Origin of the sequence: Kitasatospora sp. NPDC058492, from assembly GCF_042720685.1 — a bacterium.
In the GTDB taxonomy this organism is placed as follows: Bacteria; Actinomycetota; Actinomycetes; order Streptomycetales; family Streptomycetaceae; genus Kitasatospora.
In genome coordinates this window covers 28940-54005 of sequence record NZ_JBHXMU010000062.1, presented here as the reverse complement: position 1 = coordinate 54005, position 25066 = coordinate 28940, and the positions used below count along the sequence as shown (strand labels likewise).

At 72.0% G+C, this 25066-nt stretch carries 24 protein-coding genes, 2 tRNA genes and 1 pseudogene; 23 read left to right on the top strand and 4 right to left on the bottom strand.

All coding sequences use genetic code 11. The annotated features are described in order from the left end of the window. Nucleotides 1–195 precede the first annotated feature (195 nt). The gene (locus ACFWPI_RS31725; protein WP_030056266.1) at nt 196–609 is read right to left on the bottom strand and encodes an SsgA family sporulation/cell division regulator; all 414 of its coding nucleotides are present in this window, start codon (nt 607–609) and stop codon (nt 196–198) included. A gap of 195 nt (nt 610–804) precedes the next feature. Between ACFWPI_RS31725 and ACFWPI_RS31720 the strand changes: the two are divergent. The 3 genes and pseudogenes from ACFWPI_RS31720 (at nt 805) to ACFWPI_RS31710 (ending at nt 1675) form a co-directional block, all read left to right on the top strand. Continuing rightward, a pseudogene (locus tag ACFWPI_RS31720) lies at nt 805–1243 on the top strand (TIGR02611 family protein). Between the two features lie 78 nt (nt 1244–1321). Then, nucleotides 1322–1393, top strand: a tRNA-Val gene (locus ACFWPI_RS31715). Between the two features lie 210 nt (nt 1394–1603). After that, nucleotides 1604–1675 (top strand) — tRNA-Val (locus ACFWPI_RS31710). A gap of 88 nt (nt 1676–1763) precedes the next feature. On the opposite strand, the gene ACFWPI_RS31705 is transcribed toward ACFWPI_RS31710, so the two are convergent. Further along, complete coding sequence (locus ACFWPI_RS31705; RefSeq protein ID WP_380377232.1) at nt 1764–2531, bottom strand: exonuclease domain-containing protein; 768 nt, start codon at nt 2529–2531, stop codon at nt 1764–1766. A 151-nt stretch (nt 2532–2682) separates the two neighbouring features. Here ACFWPI_RS31705 and ACFWPI_RS31700 point away from each other — a divergent pair, with 151 nt between their 5' ends. The 4 genes from ACFWPI_RS31700 (at nt 2683) to ACFWPI_RS31685 (ending at nt 7187) form a co-directional block, all read left to right on the top strand. Continuing rightward, the gene (locus tag ACFWPI_RS31700) at nt 2683–3237 is read left to right on the top strand and encodes a DUF4365 domain-containing protein (RefSeq protein WP_063346819.1); all 555 of its coding nucleotides are present in this window, start codon (nt 2683–2685) and stop codon (nt 3235–3237) included. A 44-nt stretch (nt 3238–3281) separates the two neighbouring features. Continuing rightward, nucleotides 3282–4481 (top strand): hypothetical protein, encoded by a 1200-nt coding sequence (locus tag ACFWPI_RS31695; RefSeq protein ID WP_380377229.1) that lies wholly within the window; start codon nt 3282–3284, stop codon nt 4479–4481. Between the two features lie 87 nt (nt 4482–4568). Then, entirely contained in the window at nt 4569–6548 is a 1980-nt protein-coding gene (gene thrS / locus ACFWPI_RS31690) for a threonine--tRNA ligase (protein ID WP_380377227.1), read from the top strand. A 78-nt stretch (nt 6549–6626) separates the two neighbouring features. Next, a complete protein-coding gene (locus tag ACFWPI_RS31685) occupies nt 6627–7187 on the top strand; it encodes an HIT family protein (RefSeq protein WP_380377225.1) in 561 nt (186 codons plus the stop codon). Between the two features lie 69 nt (nt 7188–7256). Here ACFWPI_RS31685 and ACFWPI_RS31680 read toward each other — a convergent pair whose 3' ends face one another. Continuing rightward, nucleotides 7257–8897 carry a hypothetical protein gene (locus ACFWPI_RS31680; protein WP_380377223.1) on the bottom strand — a complete coding sequence of 547 codons (1641 nt, stop codon included), beginning with the start codon at nt 8895–8897 and terminating at the stop codon, nt 7257–7259. A gap of 207 nt (nt 8898–9104) precedes the next feature. Here ACFWPI_RS31680 and ACFWPI_RS31675 point away from each other — a divergent pair, with 207 nt between their 5' ends. Further along, on the top strand, nt 9105–9530 hold the full coding sequence (locus ACFWPI_RS31675; protein WP_063350974.1) for a thiol-disulfide oxidoreductase DCC family protein: 426 nt from the start codon (nt 9105–9107) through the stop codon (nt 9528–9530). On the opposite strand, the gene ACFWPI_RS31670 is transcribed toward ACFWPI_RS31675, so the two are convergent. Then, nucleotides 9518–11566, bottom strand: a complete 2049-nt coding sequence (locus ACFWPI_RS31670) for an elongation factor G-like protein EF-G2 (protein ID WP_380377220.1) — start codon at nt 11564–11566, stop codon at nt 9518–9520. The genes ACFWPI_RS31675 and ACFWPI_RS31670 overlap by 13 nt on opposite strands. 255 nt (nt 11567–11821) lie before the next feature. Between ACFWPI_RS31670 and pgsA the strand changes: the two genes are divergently transcribed. The 15 genes from pgsA to ACFWPI_RS31595 all read left to right on the top strand — a co-directional run bounded on the left by pgsA (nt 11822) and on the right by ACFWPI_RS31595 (nt 25042). Next, on the top strand, nt 11822–12469 hold the full coding sequence (gene pgsA, locus ACFWPI_RS31665) for a phosphatidylinositol phosphate synthase (RefSeq protein ID WP_363583060.1): 648 nt from the start codon (nt 11822–11824) through the stop codon (nt 12467–12469). A 16-nt stretch (nt 12470–12485) separates the two neighbouring features. Then, on the top strand, nt 12486–13472 hold the full coding sequence (locus tag ACFWPI_RS31660; protein WP_380377218.1) for a phosphatidylinositol mannoside acyltransferase: 987 nt from the start codon (nt 12486–12488) through the stop codon (nt 13470–13472). A gap of 40 nt (nt 13473–13512) precedes the next feature. After that, complete coding sequence (locus ACFWPI_RS31655) at nt 13513–14697, top strand: glycosyltransferase family 4 protein (protein WP_063346813.1); 1185 nt, start codon at nt 13513–13515, stop codon at nt 14695–14697. A gap of 96 nt (nt 14698–14793) precedes the next feature. Continuing rightward, nucleotides 14794–15159 carry an isomerase gene (locus ACFWPI_RS31650; RefSeq protein ID WP_363583066.1) on the top strand — a complete coding sequence of 122 codons (366 nt, stop codon included), beginning with the start codon at nt 14794–14796 and terminating at the stop codon, nt 15157–15159. 74 nt (nt 15160–15233) lie between these two features. Then, nucleotides 15234–15734, top strand: a complete 501-nt coding sequence (locus ACFWPI_RS31645; RefSeq protein WP_063350972.1) for a hypothetical protein — start codon at nt 15234–15236, stop codon at nt 15732–15734. Nucleotides 15735–15862: 128 nt separating this feature from the next. Beyond that, a complete protein-coding gene (pdxS, locus tag ACFWPI_RS31640) occupies nt 15863–16774 on the top strand; it encodes a pyridoxal 5'-phosphate synthase lyase subunit PdxS (protein ID WP_063346811.1) in 912 nt (303 codons plus the stop codon). Between the two features lie 90 nt (nt 16775–16864). Beyond that, a complete protein-coding gene (gene pdxT / locus ACFWPI_RS31635; RefSeq protein WP_380377216.1) occupies nt 16865–17482 on the top strand; it encodes a pyridoxal 5'-phosphate synthase glutaminase subunit PdxT in 618 nt (205 codons plus the stop codon). 80 nt (nt 17483–17562) lie between these two features. Further along, nucleotides 17563–18321: a YebC/PmpR family DNA-binding transcriptional regulator gene (locus ACFWPI_RS31630; RefSeq protein ID WP_063346810.1), complete on the top strand. Its 759-nt coding sequence runs from the start codon at nt 17563–17565 to the stop codon at nt 18319–18321. 165 nt (nt 18322–18486) lie between these two features. After that, on the top strand, nt 18487–19029 hold the full coding sequence (gene ruvC / locus ACFWPI_RS31625; protein ID WP_380377213.1) for a crossover junction endodeoxyribonuclease RuvC: 543 nt from the start codon (nt 18487–18489) through the stop codon (nt 19027–19029). Next, nucleotides 19026–19637, top strand: coding sequence for a Holliday junction branch migration protein RuvA (gene ruvA, locus ACFWPI_RS31620; protein ID WP_063346808.1), 612 nt, complete (start codon nt 19026–19028; stop codon nt 19635–19637). Before ruvC ends, ruvA begins: the two co-directional genes overlap by 4 nt. A gap of 46 nt (nt 19638–19683) precedes the next feature. Further along, nucleotides 19684–20760: a Holliday junction branch migration DNA helicase RuvB gene (gene ruvB, locus ACFWPI_RS31615; protein WP_380377212.1), complete on the top strand. Its 1077-nt coding sequence runs from the start codon at nt 19684–19686 to the stop codon at nt 20758–20760. A gap of 258 nt (nt 20761–21018) precedes the next feature. Further along, on the top strand, nt 21019–21426 hold the full coding sequence (gene yajC, locus ACFWPI_RS31610) for a preprotein translocase subunit YajC (RefSeq protein ID WP_380377211.1): 408 nt from the start codon (nt 21019–21021) through the stop codon (nt 21424–21426). Nucleotides 21427–21572: 146 nt separating this feature from the next. Continuing rightward, nucleotides 21573–23363 carry a protein translocase subunit SecD gene (gene secD / locus ACFWPI_RS31605; RefSeq protein WP_380377209.1) on the top strand — a complete coding sequence of 597 codons (1791 nt, stop codon included), beginning with the start codon at nt 21573–21575 and terminating at the stop codon, nt 23361–23363. Nucleotides 23364–23367: 4 nt separating this feature from the next. Next, entirely contained in the window at nt 23368–24465 is a 1098-nt protein-coding gene (gene secF, locus ACFWPI_RS31600) for a protein translocase subunit SecF (RefSeq protein ID WP_380377207.1), read from the top strand. Between the two features lie 25 nt (nt 24466–24490). Further along, complete coding sequence (locus ACFWPI_RS31595) at nt 24491–25042, top strand: adenine phosphoribosyltransferase (RefSeq protein ID WP_380377205.1); 552 nt, start codon at nt 24491–24493, stop codon at nt 25040–25042. Nucleotides 25043–25066 lie beyond the last annotated feature (24 nt).

The window sequence follows — 25066 nt, the reverse complement described above, 5'->3', positions numbered from 1 at the left end:
CCCGTATGGATGGCCGGCCTCGTTGCCGGGCGCCTGCGGTGTCGCGGACCCGCTCCGATGGGATCGGGCCGCCCACCGGCCCCGAGGCCGCGTCGCGCGCGGCTGAGTGCTGCCGTGCCCCCGAGTAGGACGGCAGCGGTGACGGCAGGAGGTACCACCCCGCCGATGGCGGGGCGTGACCGCCTCCGGGCGGGATCAGCTTTCGGCGAGGATGTGGGACAGCTCCCGGTCGAGGTCGAAGTGGCGGTGTTCGGTGCCGGGTGGCACCGCGGCGTCCGTCCGCTTGAGAAATGACTCAAGCGCCCGGGCCGGGGCTTCCAGCAGGGCTTCTCCTTCCGGAGAGCTCAGCGCGATGCAGACCACCCCTTGCCCGTGGCTGCGGGACGGCCAGACCCGGACGTCGCCGGTACCGGTCGGTCGGTGCAGCCCCTCCGCGAGGAGATCTCGGGCGAACACCCACTCCACGGTCTCGTCGGCGCCCGTGTGGAACGTGGCGTGCACGGCGTAGGGGTCGGCGGTGTCGTAGCGCAGGCCCGCGGGGACGGGCAGTGAGGACTCGCTGGACACGATGAGGCGCAGGTGCAGCTCGCAGCTGACCGTGGTGTTCATAAGCGCCATGGCCTTTCGCTCAGTGTGCGCTCGGGGAATCGCACGTCGGCGAACGGACCATCCCACCCCCAAGCCCGATGTAAACCCCTCTGTCTCGATTCGGGCGCGAGTCGTACCCCTTACGGCGCATTGCGGAATCATCCCGGAGTGGCCCGGTCGGGCATTACCGGGCCGCTTCTTGGTTAGTTTCCTGGCATGACTGTGCGAAACGACAAGACGGCCAAGAACACGGGATCGGGTGAACCGGTCACGTCGGATGACGCGGCCGGCTCCCGCGCCCCGGCGTTCGTCCGCCGCTCGCGGCCGCTGCACCTCGCCTGGCAGGTGGCGATCTTCCTGGCCGGCCTCGCCGTGGTCGTCCTCGGCGTGATCATGCTGCCGCTGCCCGGCCCCGGCTGGGTGGTGATCTTCCTGGGCATGGGGGTCTGGGCCACCGAGTTCGACTGGGCCCGGCTGGTGCTGCGGTGGAGCCGCCGCAAGGTCGCCGAGGCCGCCCGGCGGGCCATGGACCCGCGGGTGCGCCGCCGCAACCTCACCGTCACCGCCATCGTGCCTCGCCGCGGTCGTCGGGATCGGCGGCTGGTACTTCGCCCGCTACGGCCTGGCCGTCCCCTGGACGGCGGGCGAGAGCTGAGCCGCCCGGGGCCGGGGGCCGCCGTGACCAGGGTGTTCGGACCACCCTCCGGGATGCGGTAATGTTTTCCCTGCACCCGGGCGATTAGCTCAGCGGGAGAGCACTTCGTTCACACCGAAGGGGTCACTGGTTCGATCCCAGTATCGCCCACCGGAATGCATTGTGATACGTGAGGCCCAGCCGATTATCGGCTGGGCCTCACGTGTATTTCCGGAATCCATCCGAAGAACCATCCGGAATGCGGCTGAGGCTCAGTCATCTTCCGCGTGGAGCGCGAGTTCTGCGGATGCGCCAGCAGTACCCGGAAGGGGCGAGTTGTACGACGACCGCCAAATGGTGCTACTGTTCTTCTCGTTGCCCGGGCGATTAGCTCAGCGGGAGAGCACTTCGTTCACACCGAAGGGGTCACTGGTTCGATCCCAGTATCGCCCACCGGACAGCACGCAGGCCCTGACCAGGAAACCGGTCAGGGCCTGCGGCGCGTTCGGGGCCGGCGCTCGCGGGCATGCGCCGGCCGCCGCTACGCCGCCGCCTCGCAGCCGTGCTCGGGCTCCAGCCGGCGGCCGCAGCCGCACCGGGCCGGCCGCAGCGGCCAGGACAGGTCCACCCGCTCCGGCGTCCCCGACCGGTCGAACCAGTTCTGCAGCCCCCGCGCCTGCGCCGCGTGCCAGACCGCCTGCCGCAGGTGCAGCTCCGCCGCCGTCAGCCCGCCCAGCGCCGCCGGGTAGCGGGCGCCTATCCGCCGGGTCAGCGCCAGCGCCGCCGTCGCGTCCGCCGCCGCGTCGTGCGCCCCGGCCAGCTCCACGCCGTAGTGCGCGCACAGGTCGGTCAGCGTCCGACGGCCCTTGCGGTAGCGGTCCACGTGCTTGTCCAGCACCCGCGGATCCAGCACCACCAGCCCGGCCGTGCCCACCCCGTCGGTCAGCGTCAGCCCGTGATGGCGGCGCAGCTCCCGGTCCAGCAGCGTCAGGTCGTACGGCGCGTTCATCACCACCACCGGGCGCCCGGCCCTCGCCTGGTCCGCCAGCGCGCGGGTGACCTCCGCCACCACCGCGCCGACCGGGCGCCCGTGCGTCCGGGCGTGTTCGTCGGTGATGCCGTGCACCGCCCGGGCACCGTCCGGGATCGGGACGCCCGGATCGGCGAGCCAGGTGGTGGTCTGCACCGGCCGACCCGGGGCGAGTTGGACGACCAGGGCGGCCGAGACGATCCGATCGGTCTCGACGTCCACTCCGGTGGTCTCGGTGTCGAAGGAGGCGAGTGGGCCGGTGTACCAGTGCTGCTGCATGACTGCCCCTCAGGCGAGCGTTCCGCGCGCCCGGTTGATACCCGGTTCTGACACCCGTTCAACCGTTTGGCGCAAGCCCGACCGGGGATCCTGCCCGTGGGCCCGTCGTTCCGATCCGGACGGGCCCGGAGCAGGGGGAGGCCACGGGGCGATGGCACTGACGCAGCCGCAGCCCGAGGGAGCGGCGGCCGTTCTACGGGGGAACCTGGCGGTCACCGCCTGCATGGAGACGCTGCAGGTCGGCTACCTGCACGCGGTCGCCGCCGCGGCCGGCTGCTCGCTCTCCCAGCCGTTCCCGGACAACGGGATCGACTGGCAGGTCAGCCACGGCTCCCGGGCGCACGAGGTGGACGACGAGGTCACCATCAAGATCCAGCTGAAGGCCACCCAGCAGATCGCGGCCGATCCGACCGGGCCGTTCTTCAGCTTCACCCTCGACAACGACCACCTGCGCAAGCTCGCCCGGGCGAGGGTCGCCGTGCCGCGCATCCTGGTCGTGATGCTGCTGCCGCGGCGGGTCGACCGCTGGCTGCACGCCCGCCCGGACGCGCTGGAACTGCGGCACTGCTGTTACTGGGTCAACCTGGCCGGCCACCCGGTCACCGGACAGCGGCGCACCAACGTGCGGGTCCCCACCGGCAAGGTCTTCGACGACCGCGCGCTCTGCGACATCATGGCCCGGGTCGGCGCGGGTGGCAGCCCGTGACCGCCCGCCCCGGTCCCGGCCCCCGGCAGCGAGGAGCAGCACCCATGACACCGCCGCACGCACCCGGCGAGCCGGTCCAGGCCCTGCCCGACCCCGCCGCCGTCGACCCGGCGGTGCTCGCCACCCTGCTCGCCCGGCACGGCTGGGTCCGGCGCGGCGGCCCCGCCGCCCGCTACGGCCGCTGGACGCCGCCCGACGACGAGTCCGGCACCAGCGTCCTCGTCCCCGCCGGGGACGGCTTCGACGACGCCGTCGACCTCCTCGCCGACGCCGTCACCGCGCTGTCCCGCTCCTCCACCCCGTCCGCCCGCGCCATCCTGCTCGCACTCGCCGTCCCCGGCGACGAACTGCGCTGGCACCGGGAGCCGGCCGGCCCCGCCGAGGCCGCCACCTGGGACGACGCCGAGCGGCTCCAACGGGCGGCCCGCGCGATGCTCGCCGCCGGGGCCAAGGCCGGCCGGGCCACGGCCGCCTACTTCGGCGCCCGGCTGGACGCCCACGCCGGGGACTTCCTGGACCGCGTCCTGGTCGTCGAGCAGGGCGCGGCCCTCACCGCCTACACCCCCGCGCCCGAGGGCCGGGCCGCCGTCACCACCCTGGTCCGCGCCCTGGAGGCACTGCGCGACGCCGTCGACTACCGCCGGGTCAGCGGGGGGCCCGAGGCCTTCGAGAACGCCGTCCAGGCCGGAGTCAGCCGGGAACTCGTCCAGTCCGTCGAGGACCTGGTCCGCGGCGCGACGGCGACCAGGCTGACCGTCGCCTGGTCCGCCGCCGCCGGGACCCCGGGCGGCTTCGGGGACCGCCGGGTCGTCCTCGACTTCTCGCCCGGCGACCTGCCCGCCCTCACCGAGGCCGCCGAACTGCTCGAACGGATCGAGCCCGCCGTCGCCGTCACCGTCGTCGGCGTGGTCGTCCGGCTCAAGCGCGCCGACCCGGCCGGACCGGGCGCGGTGCGGCTGCGCGTCCTCGGCGGCGCCGAAGTCCGCGAACTCAAGCTCCGCCTGCCCGACCCCGACTACCGGCTCGCCGCCGAGGCCCACCTCGCGGGCCTGCCGGTCCGGGTCGCCGGCCGGCTGGAGAGCCGCGGCGGCTTCCGCCGGCTCACCCGGCCGCAGGGCCTGGAACTGTGCGGCTGGGAGGACGCCGACCGCGAGCGGCTGCTGAAGTCCCTCGGGGAGGGACTCGGCGAAGAACTCGGCGAAGAGCTCGACGGAGGCCTCGGGGAAGGGGGGGAGGGGGCGTAGGTGCGCGGCCGGGTCGACGCGCTCGGTACCATCGTCACGCGCAGCGCAGTGTTGCGTCCTCTGAATCCAGCACGTCAGGAGAGACCGGTGACGGACGTCCGGGTAATCATCAACCGCGAACCCGATCGGGAAGAGCGCGTGGTGACCACGGGCACTACGGCCGCCGAGCTCTTCGCCGACGACCGCTCGATCATCGCCGCCCGCGTCGGCGGCCAGCTCAAGGACCTCGCGTACGCCGTCCAGGACGGCGACGAGGTCGAGCCGGTCGCGATCGGCAGCAAGGACGGCCTGGACATCCTGCGCCACTCCACCGCGCACGTCATGGCGCAGGCCGTGCAGCAGCTCTACCCCGAGGCCAAGCTCGGCATCGGCCCGCCGGTCAAGGACGGCTTCTACTACGACTTCGACGTCGAGAAGCCCTTCCACCCCGATGACCTCAAGGCCATCGAGAAGCGGATGCAGGAGATCATCAAGCGCGGGCAGAAGTTCTCCCGCCGCGTGGTCACCGACGAGTCCGCCCGCGAGGAGCTGGCCGCCGAGCCGTACAAGCTGGAGCTGATCGGCCTCAAGGGCTCCGCCGCCACCGCCGGCGAGGGCGCCGACGTCGAGGTCGGCTCCGGCGAGCTCACCATCTACGACAACCTGGACGCCAAGACCGGCGAGCAGTGCTGGGGCGACCTCTGCCGCGGCCCGCACCTGCCCAGCACCCGGTACATCCCGGCGTTCAAGCTGATGCGCAACGCGGCCGCCTACTGGCGCGGCAGCGAGAAGAACCCGATGCTGCAGCGCATCTACGGGACCGCCTGGCCGACCAAGGACGAGCTCAAGGCCCACCTCGACTTCCTGATCGAGGCCGAGAAGCGCGACCACCGCAAGCTCGGCAACGAGCTGGACCTCTTCTCCATCCCCGAGGAGATCGGCTCCGGCCTCGCCGTCTTCCACCCCAAGGGCGGCATCATCCGCCGGGCGATGGAGGACTACTCGCGCAAGCGGCACGAGGAAGAGGGCTACGAGTTCGTCTACACCCCGCACGCCACCAAGGGGAAGCTCTTCGAGAAGAGCGGCCACCTCGACTGGTACGCGGACGGTATGTACCCGCCCATGCAGCTCGACGAGGGCGTGGACTACTACCTCAAGCCGATGAACTGCCCGATGCACAACCTGATCTTCGACGCGCGCGGCCGCTCGTACCGTGAACTGCCGCTGCGCCTCTTCGAGTTCGGGACGGTGTACCGCTACGAGAAGTCCGGCGTCGTGCACGGCCTGACCCGCGCCCGCGGCTTCACGCAGGACGACGCGCACATCTACTGCACCCGCGAGCAGATGGCGGAGGAGCTCGACTCGACGCTGACCTTCGTGCTCAACCTGCTCCGCGACTACGGCCTGACCGACTTCTACCTGGAGCTGTCGACCAAGGACCCGGTCAAGTACGTCGGCTCGGACGAGACCTGGGAGGAGGCCACCGCCGTCCTCGCCAGCGTGGCCGAGAAGCAGGGGCTGCCGCTGGTGCCGGACCCGGGCGGCGCGGCCTTCTACGGCCCGAAGATCTCGGTCCAGGCGCGCGACGCGATCGGCCGGACCTGGCAGATGTCGACGATCCAGCTCGACTTCAACCTCCCGATCCGTTTCGATCTTGAGTACACGGCGGCGGACGGCTCGCGTCAGCGGCCGGTCATGATCCACCGCGCGCTGTTCGGCAGCATCGAGCGGTTCTTCGCGGTGCTGCTGGAGCACTACGCCGGCGCCATGCCGCCGTGGCTGGCCCCGGTCACCGTGACCGGCATCCCGATCACCGACGAGCACGTGCCGTACCTGCTGGAGGTCGCGGCCGAGCTGAAGAAGCACGGGATCCGGGTCGAGGTGGACACCTCGGACGACCGCATGCAGAAGAAGATCCGCAACGCGCAGAGGTCCAAGACGCCGTTCATGCTGATCGCGGGCAACGACGACGTCGAGGCGGGCGCGGTGTCCTTCCGCTACCGCAACGGCGAGCAGAAGAACGGCGTGCCGGTGGCGGACGCCGTCGCCGAGATCGTGGAAGCGGTGAAGAACCGCATCCAGGTGTGACGCCTTCGGACCACCACGCGCGGGGCGGGCTCTTCATGAGTCCGCCCCGCGCGGCTTTGCAAGCAGCGCTGGGCGAATATGCTGATCAGCATGACGACTGAGCCGGAACTGCAGCGGGGCGTCGGGGAGCCGGACGGCTTCCGCCGCCTGTGGACCCCCCATCGGATGGCGTACATCCAGGGTGAGAACAAGCCCACCGGTCCGGCTCCGGACGACGGTTGTCCGTTCTGCTCGATCCCCTCGCTGGGCGACGAGGACGGGCTGGTCATCGCCCGGGGCGCCGCCGTGTTCGCGGTGCTGAACCTGTACCCGTACAACGGCGGCCACTTGATGGTGGTCCCGTACCGGCACGTCGCGGACTACACCGACCTGGACGAGGCGGAGACGGCCGAGCTGGCCGACTTCACCAAGCGGGCGATGACCGCGCTGCGGGCGGCCTCGGGGGCGCACGGGTTCAACATCGGGATGAACCAGGGCACGGCGGCCGGTGCCGGGATCGCGGCGCACCTGCACCAGCACGTGGTGCCGCGCTGGGGCGGGGACACCAACTTCATGCCGGTGGTCGGCCACACCAAGGTGCTGCCGCAACTGCTGGCGGACACCCGGAAGATGCTGGCCGAGGCCTGGCCGCAGGACTGATCGGGAACGCCGGAGGGGCCCGTCACCGCTGAGTCGGTGGCGGGCCCCTCCGGCGTGCGCGGGCCGGGGTTACTCGAACTGGTCGACCTTGTACGGGCGGGTGCCCTGGGCCTCGGACTTGATGATCGAGGCGCGGTTCTTGAAGCGGTCGGTGTCCAGGTCGTGCTCCTCCAGGAACTCCAGGGTGGCGGCGTGCACGGCGCCGAGGACCGGGACGGAGGCGTTGAGCGCGTTGTCGGTCATGAACCGGCTGCCCCACGGCGGGCTCGCCCAGGCGTGCCGGAAGCCGAACGGCTCGGGCAGGCCCAGGCCGCCGCCGAGCCAGGAGAGCAGCCCGGGGGCGCGGGTGAGCGGCGCGCGCAGGGCCTGGCGGACCACCTCGTCGTTGTCGATCAGGGGGAGCTTGACGGTGCGCTCCTCCCAGAACTTGCCGGTCTTCTGGACGGTCTTCTCCTTGGCCGAGGGCTTGTCGGAGAAGACGCCGTTGACCGGGCCGAGCGCGTAGCCGGCGACGGTGACGGTGAGGGTGTTGGCGAGCAGGGTGACGGTGACGGTGAAGGTGATGATCAGCTTGCCGTCGAAGGTGATGAACTGGGTGGCGAGGTAGTGCCGGGGGCCGCCGCCGGCGAAGGTCTGCTTGTCGGCGATGGTCTGGAGGGCGAAGTCGCGCATCCGGTCGCCGTCCATGTCGGCGTTGCCGGGGCGGGAGATCTCGTCGGCGTTCTCGCCGATTTCGAGGACCGCCCACTGCTTGACCGTGATGTTGGTCATCCCGCTGTTGGCGACCTCGCTGACGGCGAGCCCCTTGAGGTGTGAGGAGATCTTCCGGACGAGGTCCCAGGGGTGGAAGGCGCGGAAGTCGGAGTGGCCCGCGGCGGGGCGCATCACGTCGACCAGGCGCCATTCGCCCCAGCGCTTGCCGACGCCGAGGATGCCCTTGGGGCCGGCGTAGTGCTGGACGTTGGTCTCCTGCTCGGCCTCCATGCGGGCGAGCTTGTCGCGCAGGTCGACGGCCTTCTTGTCGAGGTCGTCGCGGGGGACGGCCTTGGAGACGGTGGCGGCGACGGAGCTGCCCTCGGCGAGGGCGAGCCAGCGTTCGCGGAGCTCCTTGGTGGAGCGCAGCACGATGCGCCGGGCGAGGATCCCGCCGATGATCGGCGGGATCATGGCGACGCGCAGGTAGACGCCGAGCGGGCCGTGGGCGGGGGGCTTGACGAGGAACAGGACGGAGACCACGGCTGCGGCCAGGAGCGCGAGGGCGCCGTAGAGCTCGTCCTGGAGGGCCTTGCCCTTCATGAGGTAGATGCGCAGGTAGAACGCACCGATCCAGATCAGGGTGCCGGGCAGGGCGAGCAGGCCGAAGAGCAGGGTGACCACGGTGAGCTTGCGGTCCCGTGCGGACCGCAACTCCTGTGCGGCCAGGCAGTGTTCGACGATCTGGCGGGTGTCGGTGCCGAACGAGGGCACGATCGGCTTGCGCCCGGCACCGACGGTGCGGGAGATGACGGCGGCGCTGAACGCCTCGCCGAGGTTCGCCTCGAAGAGCTTGAACCGGGGCTTCTTGTGGGTCGCGGTGGTGACCTTGCCGACGAAGTCCTCGATCTTGCCGTCGCGGTACGCGACCGAGGAGAGCGCCGGGGTGACTCCGGTTTGCGGCCCGGCGTCGGTGCGGGGTATCTGCGCACCCGGAGTCATGTCGAGTGTGGTCACGGTGGCGTCCCCTCCTCCCCTTGTCAGCGGCAGGTTATCGTGCCGTGGTGTCGCCGCGCGCATGATCGTCTGAAGTGCCGTCACGATCCGGCCGCGCCCGGGCTTGAGAGGCATGATGCCCAGCTTCGGGCTGGTCGATACCCGGTCGGCGGCGGGTCGTCGGGGTGGGGCAGGATGGCCGTGACGGCGAGGAAGGGAGCCCAGGCGATGGATCCGGTGCTGGTGTTCGACGGGGACTGTTCGTTCTGCTCGTCCTGCGTGCGGTGGGCGGAGCGCTATCTGCGGCAGACGCTGGCCTCGGGGGGCTGGGACGCGGTGCCGTTCCAGTTCGAGGACCTGGCGGCGCTGGACGCGCGCGCGGGCGGGCGGGGCGAGGTGACCGCGGAGCGGGCGGAGCGCGAGGTGCTGTGGGTGACGCCGGCGGGCCGGGTGTACGGGGGCGCGCAGGCGGTGGCGCGGCTGCTGATGCGTTCGGGCGGCGCGTGGGCGTACCTGGGGGCGGTGCTGGCGTCGGCGCCGGTGCGGCCGGTGGCGGGCCTGGCGTACCGCTGGGTGGCGCGCAACCGGCACCGGATGCCGGGGGGTACGGCGGCGTGCGCGCTGCCTCGGCGCCAGGGCGCTCAGTCGGTGTAGCGGGTGGCCAGGGCGGTCGGCATGGGTTCGTGGCGCAGGTAGGCGCGGGAGAACTCGGCGGTGCCGTGGGTGAGTGAGCGCAGGTCGACCGGGTAGCGGACGAGTTCGAGTTCGGGGACCTCGGCGCGCAGCAGGGTCAGGCCGGGGCCGCCGGTCTCGGTGCCGAGGACGCGGCCGCGGCGGGCGGAGAGGTCGCCGAGGACGGCGCCGAGGTAGTCGTCGGGCAGCAGGACGGTGACGGCGGCGACGGGTTCGAGCAGCCGGATGACGGCGTGTTCGGCGGCGTCGCGCAGGGCGAGGGCGGCGGCGGCCTGGAAGGCCGCGTCGGAGGAGTCCACGGAGTGGGCCTTGCCGTCGGTGAGGGTGACCCGGACGTCGACGAGCGGGTGGCCGGTGGCGACGCCCTTGGCGAGCTGGGCGCGCAGGCCCTTCTCGACGGAGGGGATGAAGTGCTTGGGGACGGCGCCGCCGACGACGTGCTCCTGGAACTCGAAGCCGGAGCCGGCCGGGAGGGGTTCGACCTCCAGGTCGCAGATGGCGTACTGGCCGTGGCCGCCGGACTGCTTGACGAGCCGGCCGTGGCCGGCGGCGGCGGTGCCGAAGGTCTCGCGGAGGGCGACCTGGGGTTCGACGGTGTCGACGTGGACGCCGTGCCGGGTGCGCAGGCGGTCGAGGACGACCTCGGCGTGGGCCTCGCCGGTGCACCAGAGGACGAGCTGGTGGGTGGCGGGGTTCTGTTCGAGGCGTAGGGCCGGGTCCTCGGCGGTGAGGCGGGTGAGGGCCTGGGAGAGCTTGTCGTCGTCGGCCTTGCTGTGGGCTTCGACGGCGATCGGGAGCAGGGGCTCGGGGAGGTTCCAGCCGTCGAGGTCGACGGGGTGGCCGGGGTCGTGGACGGTGTCGCCGGCGCGGGCGGTGGTGAGCTTGGCGATGCAGACGAGGTCGCCGGCGACGGCGTGCGGGACGGGCCGCTGGAGCTTGCCGAAGGGGCTGCTGAGGGCGGTGACGCGTTCGTCGCCGTTCTGGTCGGCGCTGTGGGCGGGGCCGGCGAGGTGGATGCGGGTGTCGGGGCGCAGGGTGCCGGCGTACAGGCGCAGCAGGCTGATCCGGCCGACGTAGGTGTCGCCGGTGACGCGGACGACCTGGGCGGCGAGCGGGGCGTCGGGGTCGCAGTCGGGGGCTGGGCGGGTGCGTTCGGTGGGGTCGGGGAAGGTGTGGACGATCAGGTCGAGGAGTTCGGTGGCGCCGAGGCCGTTCTCGCTGGTGGGGACGGCGGGGTGGAGGGCGCAGCCGAGGACTTCGCGGCGCAGGCCGGCTTCGAGGGCGTCGGTGTCGAGGGTGTCGCCGGAGAGGTAGCGCTCCATGAGGGTGTCGTCCTGGCCGGAGATGGCCTCGACGAGGCTGTCGTGGGCGGGCCCGGTGTCGGGCAGCGGGGTGGCCCGGCCGTAGGTGTCGCCGGTGAGCACGTCGACGCTGCCGTCGGGGCGGCCGTCGTGGAGGACGGGCAGGAAGAGCGGGCGGAGGGTGTCGGGGCCCAGGTCGAAGGCGTCGTGGCAGGCGGTGAGGATGTCGTCGAAGCCGGTGCGGGCGAGGTCGAGTTTGGCGACGGCGATGGCGCGCGGGATGCCTTCGGCGGCGCACTCGCGCCAGAGTGCGCGGGTGGGGGCGGTGACGGGGTCGGTGGCGGAGACGACGAAGACGGCGGCGTCGGCGGCGTGCAGGGCGGCGCGCAGGTCGGCGGTGAAGTCGGGGTGGCCGGGCGGGTCGATCAGGTTGATCTTGACGCCCTTCCATTCGAGCGGGAGCAGCGAGAGCTGGACGGAGCGCTGCTGGTGGTGCTCGATGTCCTCGTGGTCGGAGACGGTCGTGCCGTCGGTGACGCGACCGGCCCGGCCGGTGGCGCCGGAGGCGAGGGCGAGGGATTCGGCGAGGGTGGTCTTGCCCACACCGCTGGAGCCGATGAGGACGACGTTGCGCAGGTCCCGGGGGGCGGTGACGGCGGGCGCCTGGGCGGCTCGTGCCGTGCTGCGGTCGGGCATCGGGGTCTCCTCCCGTCGCGCCGGGGCTGTCCTTCGAAAGTGTAGGTGCGGGTGCTGCGGCGGCGCGTGTCGTACGGGTGGGCGGTGACCGTCCGTGTGTGGGACGTGGCCGGGGTGTCGTCGGGCGGTGCGTGCGACGGAGCGTGCCTCCGGCCTGGCTACGATGGGTGGGCCGGACGGGCTGATCCGTCCGGCCGTCTGCCGCGCGTGTTGCGCCAGGCGGGTACCAGGGAGATCGGAGCGGTCGGGAAGGCCATGCTCAACAAATACGCGCGTGCCTTCTTCACACGTGTTCTGACCCCGTTCGCCGCGTTCCTGATCCGGCTGGGCGTGAGCCCGGACGCCGTGACGCTGATCGGTACGGCCGGTTCGGTGGCCGGTGCGCTGGTGTTCTTCCCGCGCGGGGAGTTCTTCTGGGGCACCATCACGATCACGCTGTTCATCTTCTCGGACCTGGTGGACGGGAACATGGCCCGCCAGCTGGGCCGGAGCACCAGGTGGGGGGCGTTCCTGGACTCCACGCTGGACCGGGTCGCGGATGCGGCGATCTTCGGTGGTCTGGCGATGTGGTACGCGGGCAAGGGTGACGACAACCTGCTGTGCGCGGTGGCGATCTGCTGCCTGGCGAGCGGGCTGGTGGTGTCGTACACCAAGGCGCGGGCGCAGAGCCAGGGGCTGCCGTGCGACGTGTCGGGGCTGGTGGAGCGGGCCGAGCGGCTGGTGGCCAGCCTGGTGGCGGCCGGGGTCGCGGGTCTGCACAAGTTCGGGGTGCCGTACGTGGAGTGGCTGCTGCCGGTGGCGCTGTGGCTGGTGGCGGTGGGCAGTCTGGTGACGGTGTTCCAGCGCATGCTGACCGTGCGCCGGGAGGCGTTCGAGGCCGACCGAGCGGCGGCCGGGAGCTGATGGGGGGCGTCCTGCGGTGACGGACCGACTGGTGTACTGGGCGTACGCGCTGGGCTGGGCGGTGCTGAAGCACCTGCCGGAGCGGGTGGCGCGGGGCCTGTTCGACCGGCTGGCGGACTACGCCTGGCGCCGGCGCGGCAAGCGGGTGCTCCAGTTGGAGGCGAACCTGTGCCGGGTCCGTCCAGGGCTGGACGAGGCGGGCCTGCGGGCGCTGTCCCGGGACGGGATGCGCTCGTACCTGCGGTACTGGATGGAGTCGTTCCGGCTGCCGGTCTGGAGCCGGGAGCGGGTGGCCCGGGACGTCCAGTCGGAGGGCCTGGAGAACCTGCGAGAGCACATCGAGGCCGGTCGGGGCGCGGTGATCGCGCTGCCGCACATGGGCAACTGGGACCTGGCGGGCACCTGGGTGGCGCAGCTGGGCTTCCCGTTCACCACGGTCGCGGAGCGGTTGAAGCCGGAGCGGCTGTTCGACCGGTTCGTGGAGTTCCGGGAGGGCCAGGGCATGGAGGTCCTGGCGTTGACCGGGGGCGGGGTGAACGTGATCGGCACGCTCGCGCGACGGCTGCGCGAGGGCCGGCTGGTCTGCCTGGTGGGGGACCGGGACCTCTCGGAGGCGGGCGTGGAGGTGTCGTTCTTCGGGGAGGCGACCCGGATGCCGGCCGGTCCGGCGGCGCTGTGCCAGCGCACCGGGGCGGCGCTGCTGCCGGTGACGCTCTGGTACGACGGCCCGGTGATGCGGGCGCGGATCCACCCCGAGGTGCCGGTGCCGCAGGAGGGCGACCGCAAGGAGCGGACGCAGGCGATGACGCAGGCGCTGGCGCAGGTGTGGGAGCAGGCGATCCGCGAGCACCCCGAGGACTGGCACATGCTGCAGCGGTTCTGGCTGGCCGACCTCCCGGTCCGTGAGACGGTGGAGGAGGCGGCCGCGCCGCACTCCGAGGCGGCCCGGGCGGCCGCGCCGGAGCCGGCCGGCGAGCCGGCGGCCGAGGCCTCCGGGGCCTGATCCCGGCCAGCAGGAGTACCCGAAGGAGCATGAGGAACCCGTGAAGATCGGCATCGTCTGCCCGTACGACTGGGACGTCCCCGGTGGGGTGCAGTTCCACATCCGGGACTTGGCCGAGCACCTGATCGGTCTGGGCCACGAGGTCTCGGTGCTGTCGCCGGCCGAGGACGAGGAGGCGCTGCCGCCGTACGTGGTCGGTGCCGGGCGGGCGGTGGCGGTGCCGTACAACGGGTCGGTGGCGCGGCTGAGCTTCGGCGTCCTGTCGGCGGCGCGGACGCGGCGGTGGCTGCACGAGGGCCGGTTCGACATCCTGCACGTGCACGAGCCGGCCGCGCCGAGCGTGTCGATGCTGGCCGCCTGGTCGGCGTCCGGGCCGATGGTGGGGACGTTCCACACCTCCAACCCGCGCTCGCGGGCGATGATCGCGGCCTCGCCGATCCTGCAGCCTGGCCTGGAGAAGATGCGGGCCCGGATCGCGGTGTCGGAGTACGCCCGGCGGACGCTGGTCGAGCACCTGGGCGGTGACGCGGTGGTGATCCCGAACGGCGTGGACGTCGGCTTCTTCGCGGACGCCGAGCCGGACGAGCGCTGGCGCGGCGGTGCGGCGGCGGGGGAGCCGGGCACGATCGGCTTCGTCGGCCGCATCAACGAGCCGCGCAAGGGCCTGCCGACGCTGCTGGCGGCGCTGCCGAAGATCCTGGCCGAGCGGCCGGGCGTGCGGCTGCTGGTGGCGGGCAAGGGGGACGAGGAGGAGGCCGTCGCCGGCCTGGCGCCGGAGGTGCGCCGGCAGGTGGAGTTCCTCGGCATGGTGAGCGACCGCGACAAGGCCCGGCTGCTGCGCAGCGTGGACCTGTACGTGGCGCCGAACACCGGTGGCGAGAGTTTCGGGATCATCCTGGTCGAGGCGATGTCGGCGGGCGCCCCGGTGCTGGCCAGCGACCTGGACGCGTTCAAGCAGGTGCTGGACGGCGGGGACGCGGGCGAGCTGTTCCCGGTGGAGGACGCGGACGCGCTGGCCGCTGCGGCGCTGCGGCTGCTGGGCGATCCGGGGCGGCTGGGGGAGCTGAGCAAGGCCGCTTCGCGGTACGTGCGGCGGTTCGACTGGTCGACGGTCGGTGCGGACATCCTGGCGGTGTACGAGACGGTGGCGGCGGGGGCCGCGGCGGTGGTCGAGGAGGACGTGCGCAGCGGCCGGCGCGGCCGGTTCGGGCTGGCGCGGGACTGAGCGCGGGACCGAGCCCGGCCGGCCCGGGACTTTTCCGGGGTGCCGGCGGCGTTAGGGTCGGTCGACCGTATTCGGGCACGACGCATGGGGGCACCGATGCCGCAGATCTCCGTCGACTACTCGCCGAGCCTGGCCGGCTCCTTCGACCGCCGGGCGCTGGGCGTGGCGATCAACCGGCTCGCGGTGGGGACGATCGACGCGAAGCCGGAGGCGTGCAAGACGCTGTTCCGGCAGAACGACGACTTCGTGGTGGGGGAGGGCGAGGGGGCCGCCGCGCAGGTGTACGTCGAGTTCCAGATCTTCCCGGGCCGTACGCCGGAGGCGAAGGCGGCGCTCAGCGAGGGCGTGCTGGCGCTGCTGGCCGAGCACGTCGCGCCGGCGCCGGGCACCCGGCTGCACACCGCGGTGAACGTCTCCGACATCGACCGCGGGTCCTACCGGAGCGCGAGCGCGGAGGGCTGAGCCGGTGACACCCGGTAGCGTTGCGCCCCGTGACTACCTGGATCTGGGCCGGCGTGGCCGTGGTGCTGTTCGGCATGTACCTGAGTTGGACGGCCGGTCGGTTGGACCGGCTGCACGCCAGGATCGACGCCGCGCGGGCGGCGCTGGACGCGCAGCTGGTCCGTCGGGCCTCGGTGGCGATGGAGCTGGCCACGTCCTCGCTGCTGGACCCGGCGGCCTCGCTGCTGCTGCTGGACGCGGCGCACGCGGCCCGGCAGGCCGAGGACGACCAGCGTGAGGTGGCGGAGAGCCAGCTGAGCCTGGCGCTGCGGGCGGTGTTCGCCGAGCCGGAGCAGGTGGCGGCGCTGGTGGCGGAGCCGGGCGGCGAGGACGCGGTGCGCGACCTGACGGCGGCGGTGCGCCGGGCGCCGATGGCGCGCCGGTTCCACAACGACGCGGTGCGGGCGGCCCGGGCGGTGCGCGAGCACCGTCTGGTGCGGTACTTCCGGCTGGCGGGGAAGGCTCCGTTCCCGCTGGCGTTCGAGATGGACGATGCTCCGCCGCCCGCGCTCACGCCCGAAGGGGCACCCGCCTAGGCTGTGCTCGGATACGGCCCGTTTGTCGCATCCCGTCGTCCGGGCTGGACTTGGTGGCGCATGGTTGCGTCACCCGTTCCGCCTACCATAGGGCGATAGCACTGGTTCATCTTCGAGTGAGGTCTCACGTGTCCACCACCCCCACCACCGCAGACCAGCCGCAGATCGGTACCGCCCGGGTGAAGCGCGGCATGGCCGAGCAGCTCAAGGGCGGTGTGATCATGGACGTGGTCAACGCCGAGCAGGCCAAGATCGCTGAAGACGCCGGCGCGGTGGCCGTCATGGCGCTGGAGCGGGTTCCGGCCGACATCCGTAAGGACGGCGGCGTGGCCCGGATGTCCGACCCGAACATGATCGAGGAGATCATCGAGGCGGTCTCCATCCCGGTGATGGCCAAGTCGCGGATCGGTCACTTCGTCGAGGCCCAGGTCCTCCAGTCGCTCGGCGTCGACTACATCGACGAGTCCGAGGTGCTGACCCCGGCCGACGAGGTCAACCACTCCGACAAGTGGGCCTTCACCACCCCCTTCGTCTGTGGCGCCACCAACCTGGGCGAGGCCCTGCGCCGCATCGCCGAGGGCGCGGCCATGATCCGCTCGAAGGGCGAGGCCGGCACCGGCAACGTCGTCGAGGCGGTCCGCCACCTGCGCCAGATCAAGAACGAGATCGCCAAGCTGCGCGGCTTCGACAACAACGAGCTGTACGCCGCCGCCAAGGAGCTGCGCGCCCCGTACGAGCTCGTCAAGGAGGTCGCCGAGCTCGGCAAGCTGCCGGTCGTGCTGTTCTCCGCCGGTGGCGTGGCCACCCCGGCCGACGCCGCGCTGATGCGCCAGCTCGGTGCCGAGGGCGTCTTCGTCGGCTCGGGCATCTTCAAGTCGGGCGACCCGGCCAAGCGCGCCGCCGCCATCGTGAAGGCCACCACCTTCTTCGACGACCCGAAGATCATCGCGGACGCCTCCCGCAACCTCGGCGAGGCCATGGTCGGCATCAACTGCGACACCCTGCCGGAGACCGAGCGCTACGCCAACCGCGGCTGGTAGTCGCCCCCTGTGCCGGCCCGCCGCAGCGCCTTGGCGCGCGGCGGGCCGCGTCACGTACATCCGTAGAACGATCGAACGAGGTTGAAGACCGTGAGCACTCCAGTCATCGGCGTCCTCGCCCTCCAGGGTGACGTCCGCGAGCACCTGGTCGCGCTGGCCGAGGCCGACGCGCTCGCCCGCCCGGTGCGTCGTGCCGAGGAGCTGGCCGAGGTCGACGCGCTGGTGATCCCCGGCGGGGAGTCCACCACCATGTCCAAGCTGGCGCTGCTGTTCGGCGTGATGGACCCGCTGCGCGAGCGGGTCGCCGCCGGGATGCCGGTGTACGGCACCTGCGCGGGCATGATCATGCTGGCCGACAAGATCCTGGACGGCCGGGACGACCAGGAGACCGTCGGCGGCATCGACATGACCGTGCGCCGCAACGCCTTCGGCCGCCAGAACGAGTCCTTCGAGTCCGGTGTCGCCTTCGAGGGCCTGGGCGACGCGCCGGTGCACGGCGTCTTCATCCGGGCCCCCTGGGTCGAGGGCGTCGGCGCGGGTGTCGAGGTGCTGGCCGAGCTGCCCGCCGCGGACGGTCCGGAGAGCCGGATCGTGGCCGTGTGCCAGGGCAACCTGCTGGCGACCTCCTTCCACCCGGAGCTCACCGGCGACCACCGGGTGCACGCCTACTTCGTCGCGATGGTCGAGGAGCACCTGGGACGGCGCTGACCGTGTGCGCCTTTCCGGTGACGACACCGGTAAGATCTCATCTGTTTCATTTCCCTTTGGCGACGTAAAGGAGCTGGCGAATGTCCGGCCACTCTAAGTGGGCTACCACCAAGCACAAGAAGGCCGTGATCGACGCCAAGCGCGGCAAGCTCTTCGCCAAGATGATCAAGAACATCGAGGTGGCGGCGCGCACCGGCGGTTCCGACCCGGCCGGCAACCCGACCCTCTACGACGCCATCCAGAAGGCGAAGAAGAGCTCGGTCCCGATCGACAACATCAACCGCGCCGTCAAGCGCGGTGGCGGTCTGGAGGCCGGCGGCGCCGACTACCAGACGATCATGTACGAGGGCTACGGCCCGAACGGCGTCGCCGTCCTGATCGAGTGCCTCACCGACAACCGCAACCGCGCCGCCTCCGACGTGCGCGTCGCGATGACCCGCAACGGCGGCTCGATGGCCGACCCGGGCTCGGTGTCGTACCTGTTCACCCGCAAGGGCGTCGTGATCGTCCCCAAGGCTGACGGCGTGGACGAGGACAAGCTCTTCGAGGTCGTCCTCGACCAGGAGCCCGAGGAGATCAACGACCTCGGCGACGCGTTCGAGATCGTCTCCGAGGCCACCAAGATGGTCGCCGTGCGCACCGCGCTGGTGGACGCCGGTGTCGACTACGACTCGGCCGAGGCCAACTTCCTCCCGAGCATGCAGGTCGAGCTGGACGTCGACGGCGCCCGCAAGATCCTCAAGCTGATCGACGTGCTGGAGGACAGCGACGACGTGCAGAACGTCTTCGCCAACTTCGACATCTCCGACGAGGTCGGTGCGCAGCTCGACGCCGAGTGATCGTTCTCACTCCCCGGCCCGGCGGTCTCCCGACCGCCGGGCCGGTGTCTTTGCGGGCGCTGTCGGACCCGGACGGTAGCCTTCGCAGGTCGCCCGCCGTGGGCCGGAGGGCCTGCCCGGGCCGGAGCGCCCGGAGGCGGGCGGCGATCAACGAGAGGCGGGGCTGTGGTACGGGTACTGGGCGTGGACCCGGGGCTGACCAGGTGCGGGATCGGCGTGGTCGAGGGTGCGCCGGGGCGGCCGCTGCGGATGGTCGGGGTCGGCGTGGTGCGCACTCCCGCCGAGGAGGAGATCGGGCGGCGGCTGCTGCTGGTGGAGCAGGGCATGGAGGCCTGGCTCGACGAGTACGAGCCGGAGCTGGTCGCCGTCGAGCGGGTGTTCGCCCAGCACAACGTCCGGACGGTGATGGGCACCGCCCAGGCCAGCGCGGTCGCGATGCTCTGCGCCACCCGGCGCGGCATCCCGGTCACCCTGCACACCCCGAGCGAGGTCAAGGCCGCCGTCACCGGCTCCGGCCGGGCCGACAAGGCGCAGGTCACGGCCATGGTGCAGCGCCTGCTGCGGCTGGACGCCCCGCCCAAGCCCGCCGACGCCGCCGACGCGCTGGCGCTGGCCATCTGCCACATCTGGCGCGGCGGGGCGGTCAACCGCCTGGAAGCCGCGGTACGGGCGGCCCGCGCCACCCCCCTGAAAGGAAGCAGCCGGTGATCGCCTTCGTGCAAGGGCCCGTGGCGGCCATCTCCTCCGGACTCGCCGTGGTCGAGGTCGGCGGGGTCGGCATGGCCGTGCAGTGCACGCCGAACACGCTGGCCGGGCTCCGGCTGGGTGAGCCCGCCCGGCTCGCGACCTCGTTGGTGGTCCGGGAGGACTCGCTGACCCTGTTCGGCTTCGCGGACGACGACGAGCGCGCCGTCTTCGAGATCCTCCAGGCCGCGCCGGGCGTCGGCCCGAAGCTGGCGCAGGCGATCCTCGGGGTGCACAGCCCCGACGCGCTGCGGGCCGCGGTGGCCGGCGGCGACGAGAAGGCGCTGGTGGCCGTGCCCGGCATCGGGAAGGCGAAGGCCGCCAAGCTGCTGCTGGAGTACAAGGACAAGCTGGGCGCCCCGCACGGCGCGGTGCCGGCGCAGAAGCCGATCGCGAGCGGTCCGGCCCCCTGGAGCGAGCAGCTGCACTCGGCGCTGACCGGTCTCGGCTACGCTCCGCGCGAGGCGGACGAGGCGGTCGTGGCCGTCACCCCCGAGGCGGAGGCCCAGCAGACGCCGGACGTCGGCGCACTGCTCCGGCTCGCCCTGCGCGGCCTCAACCGATCCCGCTAAAGCCATCTGGCGATCTGTCCTCTTGTCGACTTTGGAGCATGTGCTGATGAGTCCGTACGACTCGGACCCGGGCGACCGGCTGGTGACGGCCGCCGCCGACGGGGAGGACCAGGCGGTCGAGGCGGCGCTGCGCCCCAAGCTGCTGGACGAGTTCATCGGTCAGGAGCGGGTGCGCGAGCAGCTGTCCCTGGTGCTCCAGGCGGCCCGCAAGCGCGGCAGCGCGCCCGACCACGTGCTGCTCAGCGGGCCGCCCGGGCTGGGCAAGACCACCCTGTCCATGATCATCGCCGCCGAGCTGGGCGCCCCGATCCGGATCACCTCCGGCCCGGCGATCCAGCACGCGGGGGACCTCGCGGCGATCCTCTCCTCGCTCGCCGAGGGCGAGGTGCTCTTCCTCGACGAGATCCACCGGATGTCCCGTCCGGCCGAGGAGATGCTCTACATGGCGATGGAGGACTTCCGGGTCGACGTGATCGTCGGCAAGGGCCCGGGCGCCACCGCCATCCCGCTGGAACTGCCGCCCTTCACCCTGGTCGGCGCCACCACCCGGGCCGGCCTGCTGCCGCCCCCGCTGCGCGACCGCTTCGGCTTCACCGGGCACATGGAGTTCTACGCCCCGGCCGAGCTCGAACGGGTGGTGCGCCGCTCGGCCACCCTGCTGGACGTGGAGATCGACCCGGCCGGCGCCGCCGAGATCGCCGGCCGCTCGCGGGGGACGCCGCGCATCGCCAACCGGCTGCTGCGCCGGGTCCGCGACTTCGCGCAGGTGCGGCACGACGGCCAGGTCACCGTCGAGATCGCCGCCCGGGCGCTGGACGTCTACGAGGTGGACGCCCGCGGTCTGGACCGGCTGGACCGCGCGGTGCTGACCGCGCTGCTGCGGCTGTTCGGCGGCGGGCCGGTCGGTTTGTCGACTCTCGCGGTCGCGGTGGGGGAGGAGTCGGAGACGGTCGAGGAGGTGGCGGAGCCATTCCTGGTCCGCGAGGGCCTGCTCGCCCGGACCCCGCGCGGCCGGATCGCCACCGCGGCGGCCTGGCAGCACCTCGGGCTGACCCCGCCGATCCAGGCCACCCGGGGCGCCGTGCCCGCGCAATCCGAACTCTTCCGGGCCGACGAGGGCTGAACGGGTGATCGCCGCCCGACGGTTCCCGGGAGGCGTCCGATGCACCGCCCCGGTGAGTGGCCCGGGTGCGAGCCGGGGGCGAAGCCGGGGAAACTGTGCAGGCGGAGGGTCGCCACTTTCGGCGGCAGGATGCGATGCTTGGCGTTGTCCGATCAGTTCGGGGTCGCCTAGACTCCGCCGGACCGCCCCGCTCACCTGACGGGCCGACCAATACCACACAGGCCGCCGGTCGGCGGCCCGTAAAGGACCCTGGCTGCAGTGAACTTCATCATCCTTCTCCTCCCGATCATCGCGATCGTGCTCATGTTCCGGTCGCAGAAGAAGCGCCAGTCGCAGATGCAGCAGATGCAGACCTCGCTGGAGCCAGGGGCGGGGGTGCGCACCATCGGCGGCCTGTACGCCACGGTGAAGGCGATCAACGAGGAGACCATCGAGCTGGAGATCGCGCCCGGCGTGGTCACCCACTTCACCAAGAGCGCGATCGCCGCTGTCCTGGAGCCCCAGGAGTACGACGCGATCATCAACGGTCGCCCCGCCGATGACGAGCTGGCCGAGCCGGAGGCCGAGGACGCCGACGCCGAGCCGGTCGAGGACAAGCCGCTGACGCTCACCAAGGACGGCGGCGCCAAGGGCGACGTCGAGGGCGGGGCTCCCGCGAGCAAGTAGTACGGTCGGGCACCAGCCCGGCCGCGCGGCCCAGTGCCGCGAGCCCACAGGACCTCAGGGCCGCAGAACCGCCATGCCCCCGTCCCGCCACAAGCCGGACGGGGGTCCGGTTGGGGGAGTGGCATGGACAGGGAGAAACGAGCAAGGTGGCAACACCCAAGTCGCGCCCGCGCGACGGCTACCCAGGGCGGGCGCTGGCCCTCATCCTGGTCGTCACCGTCGGACTGGTCGCCCTCATGTTCGGGACGGGCCACACCAAGCCCCGGCTCGGAATCGACCTCGCCGGTGGCACCAGTATCACGCTGACCGCGAAGTCGACCGACCCCAAGGCGATCAGCAAGTCCAACATGGACATCGCCACCGGGATCATCGAGCGCCGCGTCAACGGCATGGGTGTCTCCGAGGCGGAGGTGCAGACCCAGGGCGACAACACGATCATCGTGAACATCCCCAAGGGCGGCAACCAGCAGAACGCGGCGGACCAGGTGGGTACCACCGCCAAGCTGTTCTTCCGCCCGGTCCTCGCGGTGGCGCCCAGCGGCTTCACGCCGCCGGCGCCCACCGGCTCCCCCTCGGCCACCGGCACCCCGAGCGCGGCCCCGTCCGCCGGCTCCACCGCCTCGGCCGGCGCGAGCGCCACCGGCACGCCCAGCGCGAGCGGCACCAAGCAGGGCCGCCCGGCCGGTGAGGCGCTGGCCGCCGACGCCAGCCCGAGCGCCGCCGCCACGGGCGCGAGCACCGCCCCGAGCGCCGCCACCACGCCGTCCGCGCCCGCCACCCCGCCCAGCGCCGCGGACGTCAGCGCCGCGATGACCCAGGGCACCGTGCCGCCGGAGCTGGCTGCGGCCTTCACCGCCCTCGACTGCACCAAGCCGGAGGTCCGCGGGACCCAGACCGGCGCAGAGGACAAGGCCGTCGTCGCCTGCTCGCAGAAGGCCGAGAACGGCTACTACGAGAAGCTCGCCCTCGGCCCCGTCGCCGTGAAGGGCTCGGACGTCTCCAAGGCCCAGCCGGGCCTCGACAACCAGACGGGTGCCGGCTGGCAGGTCCAGCTCCAGTTCAACGGCGCCGGCACCGACGCCTTCACCAAGGTCACCGGCCAGCTCGCCACCCAGGCCCCGCCGAACAACCAGTTCGCGATCGTGCTGGACAACCAGGTCGTCTCGCACCCCGAGGTCAAGAACGTGATTCCCGGCGGCAGCGCCGTGATCACCGGCCGCTTCAGCCAGGCCGAGGCGCAGGACCTGTCCAACGTGCTGGGCTACGGCGCCCTGCCGCTGGAATTCAGCAAGGGCGAGATCACCACCGTCTCCCCGGCGCTCGGCGGCGACCAGCTCATGGCCGGTCTGGTCGCCGGCGCGATCGGCATGCTGCTGGTGGTGCTCTACTCGCTGGTGTACTACCGCGGCCTCGGCCTGGTCTCGATCGCCGGTCTGCTCGTCTCGGCGGCCCTGACCTACTCGATCATGAGCCTGCTCGGCGCCGGGATCGGCTTCGCGCTGAACCTGCCCGCGGTCTGCGGTGCGATCGTCGCGATCGGCATCACCGCCGACTCCTTCATCGTCTACTTCGAGCGCATCCGCGACGAGGTCCGCGAGGGCGCCCCGCTGCGCCCGGCGGTCCAGCGGGCCTGGCCGCGTGCCCGGCGCACCATCCTGGTGTCGGACTTCGTGTCCTTCCTCTGTGCCGCCGTGCTCTACGTGGTCTCGGTCGGCAAGGTCCAGGGCTTCGCGTTCACCCTGGGGCTGACCACCGCGCTGGACGTCGTGGTGATCTTCCTCTTCACCAAGCCGGTGATCACGCTGCTGGCCCGGCGCAAGTTCTTCGCCAACGGTCACCCGTGGTCCGGCCTGGACCCGAAGCGGCTGGGCGCCCGCCCGCCGCTGCGCAGCAGCCGTCGCCGTAGCCCCTCCTCTGCCGCCGTGAAGGAGGCCTGACACCGTGTCACGCTTCTCCAATCTGGGACACCGGCTCTACCAGGGCGAGGTCAGCTTCGACTTCGTCGGGCGCCGTAAGCTCTGGTACTCCATCTCCGGCGTGATCGTGCTGATCGCGGCGATCGGCCTGGCGATGGGCCTGCACCTGGGCATCGAGTTCAAGGGCGGCTCGGTCTACACCGTGACCAAGCCGGGGCTGACCGTCTCGCAGGCGCAGGAGACTTCCGACCAGATCGTCTCCTCGCACCCGCTGGTGCAGTCGACCGACAACGGCAAGATCCGCATCCAGGTCAGCACCGAGGAGCCGAAGAGCTCGGACGAGATCCGCGCTCAGCTCTCCGAGAAGCTGGCCGTGCCGCTGGACACCGTCGAGGCCCAGGTGATCGGCCCCAGCTGGGGCAAGCAGATCTCCTCGAAGGCGCTCACCGGCCTGATCATCTTCATGGTCCTGGTGACGGTCTACCTGGCGATCGCCTTCGAGTGGCGGATGGCGGTGGCGGCCCTGGTCGCCCTCATCCACGACCTCCTGATCACCATCGGCGTGTACGCCCTGGTGGGCTTCGAGGTCACCCCCGGTACGGTGATCGGCTTCCTGACCATCCTCGGGTACTCGCTCTACGACACGGTCGTCGTCTTCGACACCGTGAAGGAGAACACCAAGGACCTCACCAAGCAGAACAAGCTCACCTACAGCGAGGCGGCCAACGCGGGCCTCAACCAGACCCTGGTGCGTTCGCTCAACACCACCGTGGTCGCCCTGCTCCCGGTCGCCGCGCTGCTGTTCATCGGTGGCGGCCTCCTGGGCGCCGGCACGCTGAACGACATCTCGCTGGCGCTGTTCATCGGCCTCGCGGCCGGTGCCTACTCGTCGATCTGCGTCGCCACCCCGCTGCTGGCGCAGCTCAAGGAGGAGCAGCCGGAGATGAAGGCGCTGCGCAAGCGGGTCCTGCAGCACCGGGCCGCGGCCGCTGCCAAGGCCGCGGGCGAGGTGCCGGCGGACGAGGAGATCGCGGACGAGGACCTGCCTGCGGGTATGGTCGGTCAGCGCGGCCGGGCGGCCGGCACCACGCGTGCCAAGGGCCGTCCGTCCACCAAGCGCTGAACCGACCCGACCGTAAGGACACGCCGTGACCACCGCCGACACCGCACTGGCCGAGCTGTTGAACAGCCGGATCCGGGACGTCCCGGACTACCCGAAGCCGGGTGTGCTGTTCAAGGACATCGCGCCGCTGCTGGCCGACGCCGAGGCCTTCGGCGCCCTCACCAGGGCGCTGGCGGACCGGGCGCGGGAGCTCGGGGCGACCAAGGTGGTGGGCCTGGAGGCGCGCGGCTTCGTGCTGGCGGCTCCGGCGGCCTTCGCGGCCGGGCTCGGCTTCGTGCCGATCCGCAAGCAGGGCAAGCTGCCCGGCGAGGTGTTCCGGCGCTCGTACGAGCTGGAGTACGGCTCGGCGACGCTGGAGGTGCAGTGCGACGCCTTCGCACCCGGTGAGCGGGTGCTGGTGGTGGACGACGTGCTGGCCACCGGTGGCACCATCGGCGCCTCGCTGGACCTGGTGAAGGAGGCCGGCGCCGAGCTGGTGGGCATCGTGGTGCTGATGGAGCTGGGCTTCCTGGACGGCCGGGAACGGCTGGCCGGGCACCTGAACGGCGCCCCGCTGGAGACGCTGGTCACGGTCTGAGGGACCTGAGTGAAGGGCGGCGGT